The following is a 17630-nucleotide window of genomic DNA, read 5'->3' on the forward strand; positions in this document are numbered from 1 at the left end:
TTACTTTTTTTAATTTTTATTATTTAACAAATTGAACTTTAAACTTACACCAACATTAACGTTGTTTTTTGTTTGAAACTCATATACACTATTCTTATTTTTATCTAATAATTCATATGTTGACGAAATCTGATACCCAACATCTAATCCAATTTTCCAATTATCATCAATACTATGAGAAAAATTAATTCCTGAAACTATTGATTGAAATCTAGCTTTTTCAGCTATACTAGTAGTATCTTCAAAAGCTTCGTTTCCAATATTTGCATAAAATCCATTTGGTTTTATATATGTCTTAAAGGTGTTTGTTTGGTTTACCTTGTAGGTTAATTCTGTAATTGGGATTCCTAACGTATAAGAAACCTTATCACTTAAATTACCATTAAATGCTATTACTGGAATTATCGAATTAAACCCATAACTTGAATTTTTTATTGCTCCAAGTTGAAAACTGCTACTTTCATATTTTTTAGTTAAAATAATTCCACCATTTAATAAAAAATCATTACTGGTTATATCCGTTGCAAAATTTGAAGAAAGCACTGGTTTGACTTCAACTAAATAACTCCAATTGTTATTTATTGAATTTATGTAGCTCATTGAATAACTAATTGTTTTAAAAGTGTCTTCATCTATAAATGATGTATTCATTTTTAGGTCAGAATCATAATTCATTTGATAATTAGAAAATTGTAAACTATTTAATAATAAACCACTTTTAATTTTTACTGGAAAGTTTATTGAAACAACTTTATTTTGAAAACCAACAGAATTTGAATGTTCTGGAACAAAGCTAAAATCAACACCTGCAGATACATTATTGTCTTGTGCTATAATTGAATTAAACCCAATAAAAACTGAAAGCAATACTATTTTAAAACGCATATTTAAATTCATAACTATGGCTCAAAAATATTTAGTAAAACCGAGCTTTAAACCCTAAAATAGACCAAATAGCCTTTTTTATCTACTTAAACATACTTAACCACTACTAACTACAAAATAGCTTGATTTACAGTTATTTAACATTTTGTTAACGTTTTTATCGAGGTTATTTGGGCCTTCATCTATTTTAGTAGGTATAAACTAATCGGTTAAAATACATTTACCAAAAATTATAGTAATGAGAACCCGTTTTATCCTAATATTTACTTGCTTAACAGCTCTTTTTTCTTGCAGTGAAGATTCATCAACATATACTGTAGGTGAAGATTTTTTAGATATTGATACAAGAGTAATTTTAACCGATACACTATCTTTAGTAACTTCAACCGTTCTTTTAGATTCTGTTTCTACAACCAATGCGACCAGACTATTAATTGGCGCATTGCAAGATGAAGAGTTTGGTAACTTAACAAGTCAAACATATTTTAATTTGTTAACTTCTAGCTATGATATTGATAGCGACGATACCTTTGATTCTATTGGAGTAATTTTATACTATGATAGGTATTATTATGGAGATACCACAAAAGTGCAAACATTTAAAGTACACGAAATTATTGAGAATTTTGAACCCAATGATGATGATGACACTTTTTACAACACCTCTACTTTAAAATTTAGCGACACCTCTTTAGGTGAATTGTCTTTTACTCCTTTTCCAAATAAAAAAGACTCTATATACATTCCATTAAATGACAGTTTTGGAAGTAATCTTTTTAATAAACTTCAAGATAATGATGTAAATAATTACGATGATTTATATCAAATTTTTAAAGGATTAACTATTATTCCTGACACAGATAACAATGTGGTTTTAGGTTTTAGTAGAACCTCATCGGTATTAAGAATGTATTATACCTTAAAAGATAGTGATAATGATGACAACGATTATACTAAAGATTTTACAATAGAGAGTTACAACAAAAATTTTAACAACATTACAAGCAATAGGTCTTCCACTCTCTTAAATTCACTTAAAACCTATGACGATATTCTTGAAACTAGCAACACCAACAATTTTGCATATATCCAATCTGGATCAGCATTAAATATGCGTGTAAGCATTCCGTACATTAAAAATTTAAATGAACTTGAACAAAACGGAACAACAATTGGCGCAACCTTAAAATTATATCCTGAAATTAAAAGTTATGAATCAAATTCAATTGGAGCTGATTCACTGGCAGTATATATTGTTGATAAAAAAAATAGACTCGTTCAACAATTAATAGATTTTAATGGCGATACGGTTTATGCAAAATACAATACTGAAAACACAGAGTTTAACTCTAAAAATTATTACTCTGCAGACATTACATATTTTATTGAATTAATTCAAACAAGTTCATACAACTTAAACTATTCGTTACTTTTTCAATTTCCAAATAACAATAATAGCACGAATAAAATAAAAATTTATGACTCAGCTAGTACTGATAATAAAATGAAACTCACCCTAACCTATTTACTGTACTAATTATTAAGATTTATTTATGAACAAAAAAATATTTTCAATCATATTGTTTGTTATAACATTTAACTTTTGTTTACATGCGCAAAGCGATTTTAGCTCTCCATATTCACTCTTTGGTTTAGGACAAGAAAATTCAACTTATTTTGGAGGTTATTCTGCTTTAGGAAATACAGGTATTGCCAGTAGAAATCCATTTTCTATTAACAAAGCTAACCCAGCATCTTTAAGTTCAATTGCTTCAAACGCATTTTTATATGAAATAGGATTAAGCGGTACGTATTCTAATAAAAAAACTGAAAACACTTCACAAAATAATTTCGATTTTAATGTTTCACATTTAGCAATGGCTTTTGAAGTTAAAGATTATTGGAAAATGAGTTTTGGATTATTGCCGTATACAAAAGTGAATTATGAAATTGATATAACCAAACCAGTTGAAGGTTCCACATTTTATTCAAACACCAACGTTATTGGTACTGGCGGAATAAATGAAGTATTTTGGGGAAATGGGGTGAAAATTTCTAAAAATTTATCGTTAGGTGTTGAAGCCTCTGTTTTATTTGGAAATATAACTGAAGATCAACTTATTTATTTTGGAACTGAATACGCATCAATCACAAATTCTAGTAATTATGCCGGATTTGGGTTAAATGCTGGTGTACAATACACCAACTATAAACTTTTAGGAGTCGAAACAACAATTGGTGCAACCATAAATTTACCTACATATTTAAGTGGCACGTCTGATGAAGTCGGTACAAAATCTTTTAATGGATCCGATGAAACTACCATTGTAAATACCACCGACACTCCAATAGATAACTTTGAATTACCCTTAAAATTAGGTGTTGGAATTACTTCAAAATTAAACAATAATTTAACCGCAAGTTTAGACTATAAAAAAACATTTCGGACAGATACATATCAATCCAACAGTACTTATACTTATAAAGATCAAGAAGTTTTTGGGCTTGGAGTTGAATACTTATCAACTAAAAACATCAATAATTTTTGGAATAGAGTAAAATATAGAGCCGGTGTAAATTATAATACCGGATATTTACAATTATCTGATCAAAATATTGATAACTACTCCTTTTCTTTAGGATTAGGTCTTCCAGTTTCAAAAAGCAATATTTCATCAATGCTAAATATAAATTACTCTTACGGAAAAGAAGGGACTATTAATAAACAACTAATTCAGGATAATTACCATAAATTATCTATTAATTTTAGTTTATTAGGTAATTGGTTTCAAAAACAAAAAATATTTTAATAATTATTGGGTTGTTGTTTTATTATAATAACCCAATATTAATCCTAAAACTACACTCCAAACAGCTGCTAAACCAATTTGATATGGTTTATCTAACATAAAAGTTATAGTATGAGCCGGAATCCAAAACCAAATTAAAGACCACATTCCCTTATCTATATTTTCCCAATTGTTTTGTTTTACTATTACATTATCTAAAAAACGATGAAGAATAACTAATAACAATCCAAACTGTAAGTTCATAGTTACCGAAACCCAAAAAGCCCTTCCAAATACTCCTAAACCTGGTAATAATTGATGCGAAATTAAACTATCTACAAATCCTTGAAATCCTACAAAGGCATATTTTATACAAATAGCTAAAAAAGCCCATTCTAACATTTTTAAAACTAAAATAACTACTTTATAAGGCATAAATACCTTGCCTTTTTGCATCCATTTTGAAAAAATATCACCTAAAGTTCCTAATACTGCAAATTGAACTATAGCGCTGTATATTGGATATTCTTTTACTAATTCTACATATTCGTTCATGAAAGTAGATTGCATTTAAAATTAGCATTAAAAATACAAACTATAATTTTAAAAAACGTTTAAAACAACTGTTATAAAACATCAAGTTTTACAGATTCTATACGTTTTATCCCTTTTCTATTCATAATAACTCTATATCTTTTAAACTCAATTCCTTGTTCTGAATAAATTTTTTGAATTACATTTATATGATAAATTTTATTGCCAATTCTATTAATAATTTTCCCCTTTTTTAAAATAGAATAACTTTTTTTAGGGTCATCCATTTGAGCAATAAATCTATAGAAATTAAAGCGCGTAATATCAACCAAACTTTTTAAACGATTATCTGAAATTTCTTGTCCAAATTTTTTCGGATAAATTTCAATTTTTCGTTTATACTGAATTATTTGTTCTCCATAAAAATCATAATCGGCATCTAAATACCCATTTTTAACACGATTTCTTTTAACTTTTGGCCCTAATTTTTCAAACGGAACAAATGCGAAATTCTCTTTGGTGATGCCAATTAAATTATTTTCGTGATCTTTAATTTTTATTTTATAATCATAAAAAAAAGAACTTGCCTTGCTTATAAATAATTGACCAATAGATGATTTTATTCTATCTTTAAACATATAACCAACTACCAGAACTATAAAAAAAGGAAGGGTGAAATTCCCGTAAACTTGCTGATAGTAAAATGCTATTCCTGTAGAAAAAACCATAGCTAAACCTGCTGCTATTGCAAAAACAGATTGCTCTACAAAAGCCCCATCTTTTCTAATATCTCTATTTAAAAACAAAACTCCTTCAATATATTTCTTCAATTGACTTCTTTTATGAAGTAATATTTCATCGTAATAATCATCATCTTTAGAAGCATCAAAATTTTGTGCTTTTCTATACTCTTGCTCTTCTTTTATAAACTGAATAACTGCTTTTAAATCTGACTTTTCAACACTACTTTTTTTGAAATGTTCAAACAATTGTATGGTGTAATAGTTTGAAATATTACTTAAATACTCATCTCCTAATTTTATAATATTTTTTAAATTTTCGTCTAAACCAGAGTTTTCAATAAGAGGAATTTGCACTCTATACATTTGCAGAATCTCTTTTAGTTCAATAAAGAAATTCTGATCAGAAATTTGTAAATCTGATTGGTTTTGAGACTTATAAAATTGCGTTTTTAATTTTAAGGAATTATTTAAAATTGCACCTAACATTTTTACTTTAGACTCAAAATCTAATCTATTTTTTTTAGTTAATTTTTCCTTGAGAATCCTTTTTACGCTTTTTGCAAATAAATTTAAAGGACCCGTTTTTAAATTAATTATTTCTTCTAAAGTGTATGCAGAAGCATTATATCTAATATAAACTTTTACATCATTATAAAATTTTGAGTTTGAATACGTTTGATTGTTAATATTTAAACCGTTTGGTATAAACAAGTAGGTAATAGTATCATAATTGGTTTTTTTACTTTTTGAAATGTTTTCATATATTGATTTAATTTCTAAAGAAAAATTATCATGAATTTTTACACTATTTTGAATCATTTAATTTTAGTTTTTAAAAAAGTCCGTTTGGCGTAATGTCCAGCCATTTAAAATAGGTCATTGCCATTACTAATGAAAGTATCCAAGCTAAAATTTGCATAGTTATTCCATATTTAAAAGTATCTGCCCAACTGTAATGGTTTGTAGAATACAAGAGCAATGCGGGTTTACTATTAAAAGGCAACGTGTACACATGCTCAATTAAAAAGGCTACAGGTAAAGTTAAACTAATAATTTCAAAACCAAATCTGGTGGCAATTCCAATGGCTATTGGAATAAAAATCATAGCACGCATTGTTTTACTTTGAAATATTAATGCGCTAAAAACCATCCCAAAAGTTAATACCATATACAACACCCAAAAAGGAGTATTGACACTTATTCCCAAACTATCAAACATAGCATTCACAGAAATACTAGGCAAATCTGTTACATTAAATCCAGCACCTAAAGTATAAGCACCTGCAGAGAATAATAATAAATGCCAAGGAATATCAACATCATTCCATGATACAATTCCAATTTTTGGCAGTAACGCAACAATTGCACCCACAAATGCAACCGCTGTAGGACTGATTCCGTGATATTTATCTGTTACCCAAAGTGCTAAAATTGAGACAAATATAAAAATGGATTTAATTTCATTAAATGAAACTTTACCCATGTTGTGTAATTCTTTTTTTAAGGTATCCATTCCACCTTCAATAGAGGGTGTTTTCTCTTCTTTTTTCAATGGAAAAATAACTTTAGTTCCAATTATCCAACCCAAAATCATTAAAATCATTGCTCCTGGAAATGCTGCTATCATCCAATCAGCAAAAAATATGTCGCTACCAATAGCGCCAGCAATTAATGAAGCGGCTAATAAATTGGCTCCAGAACCTGTTAAAAAAGCACTGGCTCCCATATTAATTTGAAATAGATTTTGCAAAATAATATTACGTCCAAAATTATTTCTATTTCCATTAGAAGCGCCGTAAACGGCAGCAATCACCATAAATATTGGTAATAAAATAGCGGCTTTTGCAGTTGTAGCTGAAATAAATATAGATAAAAGGACATTAATAACTATAAAACTTAAAAATATGGAGGAAGCATTTTTTCCAAACTTTAAAATAAACCAAAGGGCGAATCTTTTTGCCACACCAGTTGCAACCAACATACTTGCCAAAATAAACGACAAAATGTTTAACCACATTACTTCGTGACCTAATTGCGCATAAGCAACTTTCTCAGGCAAAACACCCGTTAATACCAATGCTATAATTAAAATTAATGATGTTAAGTAATTTGGAATTGCTTCTGTAATCCATAAAATAAGAGAGGCAACAAAAATGGCTAACATAGCTCTATTAGATTGAATAAAATTTACAATTCCTATTTTATCAAAATTAGCCAACGCACTTTTACTTAAACTATCCTGATTAAAATTTTGTAAAAATGAAAGATCGAGCACAAACATGATGAGTATAAATGAAATAATTGCCAACGGACCACCAATAATGGCAAATACTTTTTCTACCTTGGTTAACTGCCTTTTTGGAAGTTTTTCCATTCGGTAGTTACTCATATCTAATACATTTTTTATCATAATTATCTTATTTTAATGATTTGAAAGTATTGAACCGTCATCCTGAACTTTTTCAGGTTCTTCTATAGGTTTGTAATCATATATAGAGCTATTGAAATTATGCTTCGAATCCACTTAGCATCCAATTCAGAATGACGGTTTTTTACTTTTTAGACTGCATCTATTATTTGAATATTACCAGTTTTTGTAAGGCGTTTTCATTAACATAGAATTGTAATATTTTACTTGTCCTGTAACCTCTTCTCCTAACCAACTTGGTTTTTCAAAATTTTCATCTTCTGATGATAATTCTACTTCCGCTACAACCAAACCATCATTATCTCCATAAAATTCATCAACTTCAAACGTGTGTTTACCAGATTTTACATTAAAACGTGTTTTATCTATTACACCCGGCTCACAAATTTTTAATAACTGATTTACCTCTTCAATTGCAATTTCTTTTTCCCATTCGTACCGAGATGCGCCAGATTCATTTCCAATTCCTTTAATGGTTAAAAACCCTTGATCTCCTTTTATACGAACACGCACCGTTCTTTCTGGAATGGATGATAAATAACCTTGTGTAATTCTCATTTTAGCCGCAGCTTCTGCTTTAAAAGTATCGCTTTTTACCAAAAACTTTCTTTCTATTTCTTGTGCCATAATTAATTTGCTAATGGTTTATTAATCCAACCTATTACTCTTTTTATTGCTTGTAAATAGTTAATATTTTCAACGCCTTCTAACTTGCAATCTGTAATTGTTTTCTTGATGTCTTCTAACTCTGTAGATTCAGAATTAATAGTAACTACTTTTGCTCCGTTTATTAAAACATTTCCTACTTCACTTAAGGTGTTATTTACCATATAACCAAAACGTTGTTTGTAAACACGAACTCCTTGTAGATCTGGGTGCGCCTCAATAATTGCCATAAATTCATCAAAAGTATAAACCTCTTTATTTAACGCTGGCATTTTAACTTTAAACGCAGGGAAAACTTCTTTTAACAACACTTCTTTTGCGATTGGAAATTCACCTTTCATTAACGGATTCCATTGTTCTAAACCATCTACAGTTTGCACATAGGTTTTAATATCCATTTTACCATCACGTATTTTAGTGTTATTGATGTCGTTTGTTTTGGATAAGATATAAATTTCTTCTGATTCTCTTTCCCAAACTTTTTCAGGAATTGGAACTGAAAATCTGGACATTCTTTTTGCTGATTCTTCAAAACTCTGTCCAAAACTTCTAAACTCAAAACGAGGTTTAGATATTTCACCTATTTTCATTTCTGGTTTTGTCATTATTGTATTTTTTTTAATTTTTAAACTGGTTTTTTAAATACGTACAGTTTTGCCTCGGCATCACTTACTACATAAATTTTATCGTTACTAATTGCAATTCCTTCCGCTTTTGTTACATTAATTGGGTAACTCTCCATTAATTTTCCCAAGAGATTACATTTATTAATTGTTTTACTTTGATCGCTAACAATCCATAAATTATCTGTGGCACTTTCATGAAAAATTCCTGAAAAATCAGCAGCAAAATCCAATTCTATTGAAGATTTAATGGTGTAATTTGGGTTTAACCTAATTAATAATCCTGGATCTTTTTCATTTAAAATAAAAATAGTTTCATCATTCATATTATACGCTACACCTTCTAATCCACTATTGGCAGTAGTATTTTTGTAATCAATTTTATGCTTAGTAAAACTACCTGTTCCCATATCATATTCAACAATTTCTTTGGTTCTTTCTTCTGCTAATAATAATTTATTAGTTGTAAAAGTTGAAACACCTTCTAAATCGTTTCCAGCATACTCAAAAGTTTTAAGAATATCTCCCGTAATTGAAAGTTTATATATTTTGTTAGTATTATCACTTACAGTATATAAAATAGATCCATCGCTATTAATTGCCAAACCTGAAGGCTCCAACACGTTTATTTTATAACTCGCTATTAATTCTAATTTATTTTTTATAGGAAAATCATTACTGTTGCTACATGACAAGCAAAAAACTACCAAAAAATAAATACTTTTTATGAATATTTTATAAATATGTCGCATTTTTTGAAACTAAACCAACTTGAAAATAAATCTTCAAGTTGGTTTTAAATTAATTTATTGAGCAGTAAATACGTTCCAAAGAGTTGGGTCGCCTTTAAAGGCATCAGATTCATCTGTTGTGCCTCCACCAGGAGTATCATCTATATACATAGTTCCGTCATTCCCATAATAAAACTCTGCGTTTGCTGTTGCAATACGAACATAAAATGAAGTTTTAACACCAGATTGTGATTGATCTTTCATGTTAATAGTCACTCCAGTTTGAGTAAATGAGGCATCGTCTTCACCTCCAATTTTATTAGCTTTAACATACACTGGGTTATCACCTATTGCAAAATAAATTCTAGCTTCTAAAATTGGCTCAGCACTTACATATGCTAAAACAACATTTACAGCATCTCCAGGAATTGGGTTATTAGGGAAATTCACCGTTTTTAATGGTCCTTGCGTATAATTTACTGTTTTTGTAGTTACAGCATTCCAAGGGCTAGGTTCAACATACACATTCTCGTCCTCAACACAACTAACAGTTGTTATTAAGGCTATTATCATTACTAATAAGTATTTAATATTTTTCATTTTAATATTTTTTAATTGTTAAAAATCAATTTCTATTCTAAATGCCGCCATTCCAAAATCATCTCCTCCATTGCCATCAGCATCAAATACATTTGTTGGATCTTTTGTTAAGTTGCCATCAGCATCTAAACCCGCATATAATTTACCTTTACCGTTCGCAAATCTATCGTTATTATTATAAATATAATTCAACATAAATTTCACATTTGGATTTACATGATAGTTTAAACCGACAGTATATCCTTCAGCTGAACCACCATAAATTTCATTATCAAAATCATTTGCATCTACAAAATCATATCTAAAAGCAAGTTCTAAATCACCATATTCTTTTCCCCTTGTAATTCTTGTAAACTCACCTTCTTCTGCATTATAATTATGATGACCGCCAAATAATAAATAGGCTCCTTGCACATAAAAACCATTAAAATTAATGGCATCTAAATCATCATTTCTATTTACAGTAACTAACTTATATTCACTTTGAAACATAAATCCTTTATATCTACCTGCTAATTCAAAGTTTACCATCGTATTATTATCAACATTTAAAATATCATCTGTATCAATATATTTTTTTCTGTTGATTGATGAATGTGATCTTGTACTAAATCTATAAGAATAAGGAATTTCTAAATCTACTTTTGGAGTTCTATACGTACCTGCAATTCCTAAATGTAATACTTTATCCTCGTCATTAATAGGAATAAAAACAGCTCTACCAGTTAATGAATAACCATCATCTACACCCAAATCTTTATTGTTGTCTTGAGTAAAAACTACTTCTTCATTATCTCCAACTGTACTAAAATGTAATCCTGCTGTTATTAAGTATTTATCAGCCCAATGGTTAAATTGAAATCCCAAATGGCGTGATGGATCAAACTTAGACATAAGAGAACGTTCTGTAAAGGTTAAATATCTAGAAGTTGTAGTGGTTTCCATACCAAAACTTTCCTTAAAATGTCCTGCTTTAATATTCCAGCTATCTGAATCTGGAGTGTATTTAATGTAAGCATCTTTTAACTCAACTGCAGATCCTGAAAAATCTAAATCAATTTCTCCATACCAATTATTCCAAAGTTCTGCTTTCATTGCAAATCTTGCTCTTCTAATAGAAGCTCCGTTTCCAATTGGATTAAATGCATCATTAGAAAACATTTCACCATCAAACTGAACGCGGTTATCCATCCAAATAGAGTAACTTTTGTCTGCGGAAGTAAATTTTAAAATTCCATCTTGTGCTTCAGCATTTAGCGGCTGAAAACGAACTGCTTGTCCATACTGATTTACCCTTATAGAGTCAGTTTTAGTTCCTTCTTGAGCAACGGATCCAATACTATATAGGATTATTGCCACTAGCAATGTGTAAAATTTGTTTTTCATTGTTATTTTAATTAAAGTTCATATTATATTTAAAGTTTACTGATTATTTCTGTTAAGTTTTCTTCGCGTTTTAAACGTATTTTCTTTCGGAGTCTATGTCTATTTACTTCAACACTTTTAGTAGATATATTTAATATAGAAGCAATTTCTTTTGAACTTAAATTAAGACGTATTAAGGCTGCTAATCGTTGTTCATTTTCAGACAAATCTGGAAATCTGTTTACTAGCCTTAAGTAAAAATCTGCATTTAATTCATTTACATAAAAATTAAATTTTTCTCGTTCTTTATCAATACTTAAATTATCAATAATCAACCTTTTTAGGGTTATTAATTCTTCTGCTTTTACTTCAGGTTTTGAAATTATTTTATCTATTTTAATTTTTAATTTTTCAAGAAATTGATTTTTTTGAATGATACTTAAAGCAATTACCATTTGTTCTTTTCTCTTAAATTCTATTTGCTTTTCTAACTTGGCATTTTCTGAATTTACTTTTTGTAGTTCTGTATTTAATATTTTTTCTTGAGATTCATATTTAAATAATCTTTCAGATGAAGCATCTTCCTTTGTTTGAGCTGACTTGCGAATTGATTTAACAAGCATTACAACAATAACTGCTATTAAAACAATAATAATTAAAAACAATAAAGGTTGGTATAAATTAACAGATGTATTAGTTTGAGGGTGTGTAATTACTTCATTTATTTTATGAGATATTACATTATTTTCATTTTGAACAACAACCATTTTAAAAACGTTGTTCATAAAAAACAATGATACAAATGTTGTTAAACCAGCAATAATTGGTGTAGCAATCCATCCCAATGAAATTTTTCCTAAAACACCAAATTGAATTCCTCTTCCGCCTTTTAATAAACCAATTCCAACAATTGCACCAACAATTGCCTGTGAACTTGAAACAGGAACTAACATAATTCCAGGTAAACCAACACTTTGAAACAAGTTTGATAGCGTTGTTGAAGAAAAAACAAATAACACTAGCGAGTGAGATAAAACCACCACCAAAGCAGCTTCTGCAGAAAGTTTCATTAAATTATTTCCAACGGTCATCATTACCCTTTTAGAATAGGTAATAATTCCCAAAGCTATTGATGTACCACCTACCAAAAATAAAAGTTGAATGGAGTTTAATGAGAAAAACCCAAAGTTTAAATTAATTTCTGGAAGTGAAGGAATAAAAACACCAACAACATTAGATACATTATTAGCTCCTAAACTATAAGCGCCAAAAGCACCAACAATTAAGAGTCCATATTTTAAATATGCATCTAATTTTAAAAGATGAATTCTTCTTTTATCAAGAAAATATTTTAAGAGTAAATACAATACTATTGCAAAAATTCCTCCTAAAATAGGTCCTGCCACCCAAGTCCCAATAATTTTACTTAAAACTGCTAAATCAGTTGGATTTCCAGAATAAAAATTCCATCCTATTATTGCTCCAATAATTCCTTGTGAAGTAGAAACTGGTAATTGCAACTTGGTCATCCAAAACACCGTTAATCCAGCGCAAAGTGCCACTGTAAACGCGCCTCCAATTGCATTTATAGAGCCTAAATCTCCCAAAGTTTGTGAAGCTCCATAACCTTGTAAAACAGCACCCAACACCACAAAAACAGAAGCAATTATAACAGCAGAACTAAACTTAACCATTTTAGTGCCAACAGCAGAACCAAAAATATTGGCAGCATCATTTGCGCCTAATGACCAACCTAAAAATAATCCGCTAGTTAGAAAAAATAAAAACATAAATTTTATTTAAATATTACATTCTAGTTTTTATTACCAATGATGATAGCATTTTTGCAACAACCTCGGCTGCATCAGAAACTTCTTCCACGTGTAAAGTAAAATAACGTAAGTGAATTTTTTCACTTAGTTTTAAATGAGGCATTTCTTTAAACACTTTTCGCTTAATATTTGTTGCCAACTTATCTGTTTCACGTTCGTAAAAAATAACTTTTTGAATTCTATCTTTTACTAAGTTTTGGTCTGTAAAAAAAACACGTGCAGCAGGAATTACATTTTCGGCAGATTTCACCGAAATGTTTAATAGGCGAGAAAAATCGATTTTAATTTCTTCAGGAATAAAAGGTCTTTCAACATCAAATTGGCTTAAATTATTTTTGACCTTATCAATAATATCATCCACTTTTTCAAGCAAATTTAAAACTTCACTTGCATAATTTGGAATTAATGAATATATGTATAAATCATTCTCAATTTTCCTAATTATTGAATCTGCCTTTCCTTCCAAGACTTCAATGATTTTTAGATTATTTTCAAATTCGGTTAAATTTCCTTCTAAATAATTATTGACTCCTTCTTTAAAATTTAGTATACCTAACTCAACTGTATTAAAATATTCATCAATATTAATAATGACATTTTTTGAAGTTTTAAATATTTTTATCATCACTAAAAGTTTTTACCAAAATTATGGTCGACTAAAACGATTTAGAATGATATTTATCAGGTTGAGTAGTTGTATTATAATTGATGAGAGTTTCAATTATAATTATTCACTTGATTTTCATCATTGTACAAACTACAAGTAAAGTTATTTGTGAAGTGTAAAAGTGTAAATGAGAGTTTAATTAAAGTTTATTTTAACTATACTAAACCTTTTAACTCACTTAAAACTTATAGCTATTTTATTAAAAAAGTGAATTTTAAACAATAGTGTAACAAAATAGGTTATGAAGTTCTATAAAACCTACTTAAGCTAGTTAACAAAAAAGTTGATATGTTTTTAATTAAAGTACAAGTCCCTTATATTCTATTTAAAAATGAGGCAAGTTTACTATTTACGAGTCTCAAATAATGAAAATCACTATATAAATTGAAGTTTACCAGCCACCGCCAGCTCCACCGCCGCTAAAGCCACCGCCACCAAAACCTCCTCCGAAGCCACCACCGCCAAAGCCGCCACTAGAACCGCTACCGCTTCCAAAACCGCCGCCAAAACCTCCTCGTCCTGCACGTGTCAATATAATAGTTTCTAAAATATCTGCAGCTGTAGAATCTCTTCTAAAACCTTTACCGCCATTTCCACCGCCACTGTTTTTCTTAGAAAAAATAATTATTAAAATAATAAATATGATGAATATGATAACGAAAGACGGGAAACCTTCTTCCTTTTCATTGGTTTTGTTTGCTTTATAAGTACCTTTTAAAACTTCAAAAATTGCATCAGCACCTTTATCCAAACCAGCATAAAAATCACCAGTTTTAAATTCAGGAATAATTACTTCACGAACAATATCACCTGTAATACCAGCCGTTAATTTTATTTCAACACCATAACCAGGCGAAATCCATATTTTACGTTCTTTGTTTGCTAATAAAATAAGCACCCCATTATCTTCTTTTGCCTGTCCAATTTTCCATTCATGGGCCCATTTTGGCGTTAAAATACCAATATCTTCACCGTTAATAGTTTCAACAGTAATTACCACAATTTGCGTGGAAGTTGAGTCGGAATATTGAATTAATTTTTGTTCTAAAGCCGCTTTTTGGTTGGCATTTAAAATTGAAGCATAATCATAAACACTGGTTTGTAGCTTTGGAACTTTAGGAATTGTAAACTGACCAAAAGTTACTTGAGTGAAACAAATTACTAGTAAAAACGTATTAATTAACTGAAAATATTTATTTTTTGAGTTCATTTTACCCTTTTGAAATTTCATCAGATAATTCATTTGTATCATCTGATTGATATGGAAAAAATTGCTTTAATTTATTACCAACTTCTAAAATTGTTTTTTCAAGCCCTAAAGTGTATTCCTTATTTTTAAAATGTGCGAGTAGTATATTTTTTTCGTTATCCCAAAAATTTTCTGGAACTAACTTGTTAATTCCTTCATCTCCCAAAATGGCAAACTTTTTACTTTCCACGGCTACATAAATCAATACACCATTTTTTAAATCCGTTAGATCCATTTTTAAGAAATAGAAAACCTCCAATGCTCTATCCATAGGAGGTTTTTCTGTACTTTTTTCTATATGAACACGTATTTCACCTGAAGTATTTTTTTCTGCAGTTTTTATTGCTGAAACAATTGCTTGCTCTTGCTCGGCTGTTAAAAAATCTTCAACTTTAGACATTATTCTTTATTCTTTATTTCCAAAATCAAATTCAACATCTGGTGCTTTTTCAGATCCCGCTTCAGCATCAAAATATGGCTTACCAACAAAATTAAAAAATCCAGCTAAAATATTGTTTGGGAATGTTTTTACGTGATTGTTAAAAGGTTTTATAGCTTCGTTATAACGTGTACGTGCCGTAAGTATTTGGTTTTCTGTGCTTGTTAGTTCATCTTGCAACTTCAAAAAGTTCTGATTTGCTTTTAAATCTGGATAACGTTCAACAGTTACCAATAAACTTTTTAAAGCACCACTTAATCCACCTTGTACTTTATTAAATTTAGCTAACTGCTCAGGTGTAATATTTGAAGGGTCCACAGTTACTGATGTAGCTTTTGCACGTGCTTCAATAACAGATGTTAAAGTTTCTTTTTCGTAATCTGCAGCACCTTGTACCGTTTTCACTAAATTACCAATTAAATCGCCTCTACGTTGGTAAGCTGTTTGAACATTTCCCCAACTTTCTGAAACATTTTCATTTAATTGAACTGTTGAATTATAAAAACCTTTTACCCAACTATAACTACCTAATACCAATAAACCAATTATAATTACAGGAATTAACCACTTTTTCATTGTTTTCTATTTTTAAATTAATATTATATTTATTAGTTGTTGAAAAATTAAATTTGTTACTAAATTATGTAAAATATCCTTAAGATATTTCATTTTTTATGTTAATAAGCTCAGCTTTAATCTTTTCCAAACGTAAAATTATATCATAATTACCTTCAGTACTTTTTGAGTTTTCTTTCATTTTACTTTTAGCACCTTCTAAAGTAAAACCCTTTTCTTTCACTAAATGATAAATTAATTGGAGATTTTTAAGATCTTCTTGCGTAAACAAACGGTTCCCCTTTTTGTTTTTTTTAGGTTTCAAAATATCAAATTCTTTCTCCCAAAAGCGAATATGAGAAGCATTTAAACCAAATGCTTTGGCAACTTCTCCAATTTTATAATATCTTTTTTCTGGTAAATCTATGTACATTAGTCTAATGATTGGCCTTGAATCTCAGCAGCTTTTTGCATTGCTGCAAACTCTTCTGGAGATAAGTTACCATAATAAAAGTTAATAGGATTTATTTTTTCGCCGTTTTTAATAATTTCGTAATGTAAATGTGGCGCTTGTGAACGACCCGTACTACCAACAAAACCAATTAAATCGCCTCTTTTTACATGCTGCCCTTTTTTAACATTATAATTACTTAAATGCGCATATAATGAAGTATACCCAAACCCATGATTTATTCTAATATGTTTTCCATATCCTGCTGCATTTTGATCAGCTCTATCAATTACACCATCACCAGAAGCATAAACAGGAGTTCCTTTAGGCGCTGTAAAATCCATTCCTTGATGTTTCTTATTTGCTTTTGTAAAAGGATCTGAACGCCAACCATAACCAGAAGCCATTCTTGTTAAATCTTGATTTTTAACAGGTTGAATTGCTGGAATTGCCGCTAATAACTTTTCTTTATTTTCAGCCAATTTTACTATTTCATCTAAAGATTTTGACTGCACATATAATTGCTTAGATAAAATATCCATATTTTTAGTAACGTCAATAATCATCTCAGAGTTATCAAAACCTTCTAAAGCCTTGTATCTATTAATTCCTCCAAAACCAGCTTTACGCTGTTCATTTGAAATTGGACTTACTTCAAAATACAACCTATAAATATTGTTATCTCTATCTTGAATATCCTGCAAAATTTTCTCTAATTGAACTATCTTTTTACTGTGAAGTTGTTCATTTAACTTTATAAACTCTAATTCTCTTTTCAATTCTTTTTCTTTTGGAGAATCAAAAAACTGAGTAAGCACAACGTAGCCCAATACCATAAACATGATTGCAGACACCAAAGCCAATGATATTTTTTTTAAAATATCACTTATTTTAGACTTTATCTTTTTATAGGAAAGTGTATCAGAATCGTAATAATATTTTACCTTCGCCATTGTTATTAAATTATATTATTTTTGCATTTTAAACGCAATCTTAATTTATAATATTGCAGCACACAATTAACAAAATTACAAAATGTTTTACAAAAGGAATCAAACTCCTTTTTTTTAGTA

General features: G+C 29.2%; 18 protein-coding genes. 2 read left to right on the plus strand and 16 right to left on the minus strand.

Annotated elements, in window-relative coordinates; translation table 11 throughout:
• Positions 1-9 precede the first annotated feature (9 nt).
• Positions 10-885, minus strand: a complete 876-nt coding sequence (locus JEY78_RS03145; RefSeq protein ID WP_291846691.1) for a DUF6268 family outer membrane beta-barrel protein — start codon at positions 883-885, stop codon at positions 10-12.
• A 238-nt stretch (positions 886-1123) separates the two neighbouring features.
• Here JEY78_RS03145 and JEY78_RS03150 point away from each other — a divergent pair, with 238 nt between their 5' ends.
• Both JEY78_RS03150 and JEY78_RS03155 read left to right on the plus strand, forming a co-directional pair.
• Positions 1124-2422, plus strand: a complete 1299-nt coding sequence (locus JEY78_RS03150; RefSeq protein WP_291846692.1) for a DUF4270 family protein — start codon at positions 1124-1126, stop codon at positions 2420-2422.
• Positions 2423-2438: 16 nt separating this feature from the next.
• A complete protein-coding gene (locus JEY78_RS03155) occupies positions 2439-3695 on the plus strand; it encodes a hypothetical protein (RefSeq protein WP_291846693.1) in 1257 nt (418 codons plus the stop codon).
• A gap of 3 nt (positions 3696-3698) precedes the next feature.
• Here JEY78_RS03155 and JEY78_RS03160 read toward each other — a convergent pair whose 3' ends face one another.
• The 15 genes from JEY78_RS03160 to JEY78_RS03230 all read right to left on the minus strand — a co-directional run bounded on the left by JEY78_RS03160 (position 3699) and on the right by JEY78_RS03230 (position 17510).
• Positions 3699-4229 (minus strand): hypothetical protein, encoded by a 531-nt coding sequence (locus tag JEY78_RS03160; RefSeq protein WP_291846694.1) that lies wholly within the window; start codon positions 4227-4229, stop codon positions 3699-3701.
• Positions 4230-4300: 71 nt separating this feature from the next.
• Positions 4301-5770, minus strand: coding sequence for a hypothetical protein (locus tag JEY78_RS03165; protein WP_291846695.1), 1470 nt, complete (start codon positions 5768-5770; stop codon positions 4301-4303).
• Positions 5771-5783: 13 nt separating this feature from the next.
• Positions 5784-7361: an SLC13 family permease gene (locus JEY78_RS03170; protein WP_291846696.1), complete on the minus strand. Its 1578-nt coding sequence runs from the start codon at positions 7359-7361 to the stop codon at positions 5784-5786.
• A 174-nt stretch (positions 7362-7535) separates the two neighbouring features.
• The gene (locus JEY78_RS03175; protein WP_291846697.1) at positions 7536-8006 is read right to left on the minus strand and encodes a CYTH domain-containing protein; all 471 of its coding nucleotides are present in this window, start codon (positions 8004-8006) and stop codon (positions 7536-7538) included.
• A gap of 2 nt (positions 8007-8008) precedes the next feature.
• Positions 8009-8650, minus strand: coding sequence for a hypothetical protein (locus JEY78_RS03180; RefSeq protein ID WP_291846698.1), 642 nt, complete (start codon positions 8648-8650; stop codon positions 8009-8011).
• Positions 8651-8670: 20 nt separating this feature from the next.
• Entirely contained in the window at positions 8671-9420 is a 750-nt protein-coding gene (locus tag JEY78_RS03185) for an SdiA-regulated domain-containing protein (protein WP_291846699.1), read from the minus strand.
• Between the two features lie 54 nt (positions 9421-9474).
• Positions 9475-9999, minus strand: a complete 525-nt coding sequence (locus tag JEY78_RS03190) for a hypothetical protein (RefSeq protein WP_291846700.1) — start codon at positions 9997-9999, stop codon at positions 9475-9477.
• An 18-nt stretch (positions 10000-10017) separates the two neighbouring features.
• Positions 10018-11385: a porin gene (locus JEY78_RS03195; RefSeq protein WP_291846701.1), complete on the minus strand. Its 1368-nt coding sequence runs from the start codon at positions 11383-11385 to the stop codon at positions 10018-10020.
• Between the two features lie 29 nt (positions 11386-11414).
• A complete protein-coding gene (locus tag JEY78_RS03200) occupies positions 11415-13154 on the minus strand; it encodes an inorganic phosphate transporter (RefSeq protein WP_291846702.1) in 1740 nt (579 codons plus the stop codon).
• A 16-nt stretch (positions 13155-13170) separates the two neighbouring features.
• On the minus strand, positions 13171-13821 hold the full coding sequence (locus tag JEY78_RS03205; RefSeq protein ID WP_291846703.1) for a DUF47 domain-containing protein: 651 nt from the start codon (positions 13819-13821) through the stop codon (positions 13171-13173).
• Positions 13822-14254: 433 nt separating this feature from the next.
• Positions 14255-15073, minus strand: coding sequence for a YgcG family protein (locus JEY78_RS03210; RefSeq protein ID WP_291846704.1), 819 nt, complete (start codon positions 15071-15073; stop codon positions 14255-14257).
• Position 15074: 1 nt separating this feature from the next.
• Positions 15075-15512, minus strand: a complete 438-nt coding sequence (locus tag JEY78_RS03215; protein WP_291846705.1) for a TPM domain-containing protein — start codon at positions 15510-15512, stop codon at positions 15075-15077.
• A 6-nt stretch (positions 15513-15518) separates the two neighbouring features.
• Complete coding sequence (locus JEY78_RS03220) at positions 15519-16127, minus strand: LemA family protein (RefSeq protein WP_291846706.1); 609 nt, start codon at positions 16125-16127, stop codon at positions 15519-15521.
• A gap of 79 nt (positions 16128-16206) precedes the next feature.
• The gene (locus JEY78_RS03225) at positions 16207-16539 is read right to left on the minus strand and encodes a MerR family transcriptional regulator (protein ID WP_291846707.1); all 333 of its coding nucleotides are present in this window, start codon (positions 16537-16539) and stop codon (positions 16207-16209) included.
• Positions 16539-17510, minus strand: coding sequence for a M23 family metallopeptidase (locus JEY78_RS03230; protein WP_291846708.1), 972 nt, complete (start codon positions 17508-17510; stop codon positions 16539-16541). The genes JEY78_RS03225 and JEY78_RS03230 overlap by 1 nt, the downstream gene beginning before the upstream one ends.
• Positions 17511-17630: the final 120 nt, after the last annotated feature.

Source organism: Lutibacter sp. (assembly GCF_016342705.1).
Lineage (GTDB): Bacteria > Bacteroidota > Bacteroidia > Flavobacteriales > Flavobacteriaceae > Lutibacter.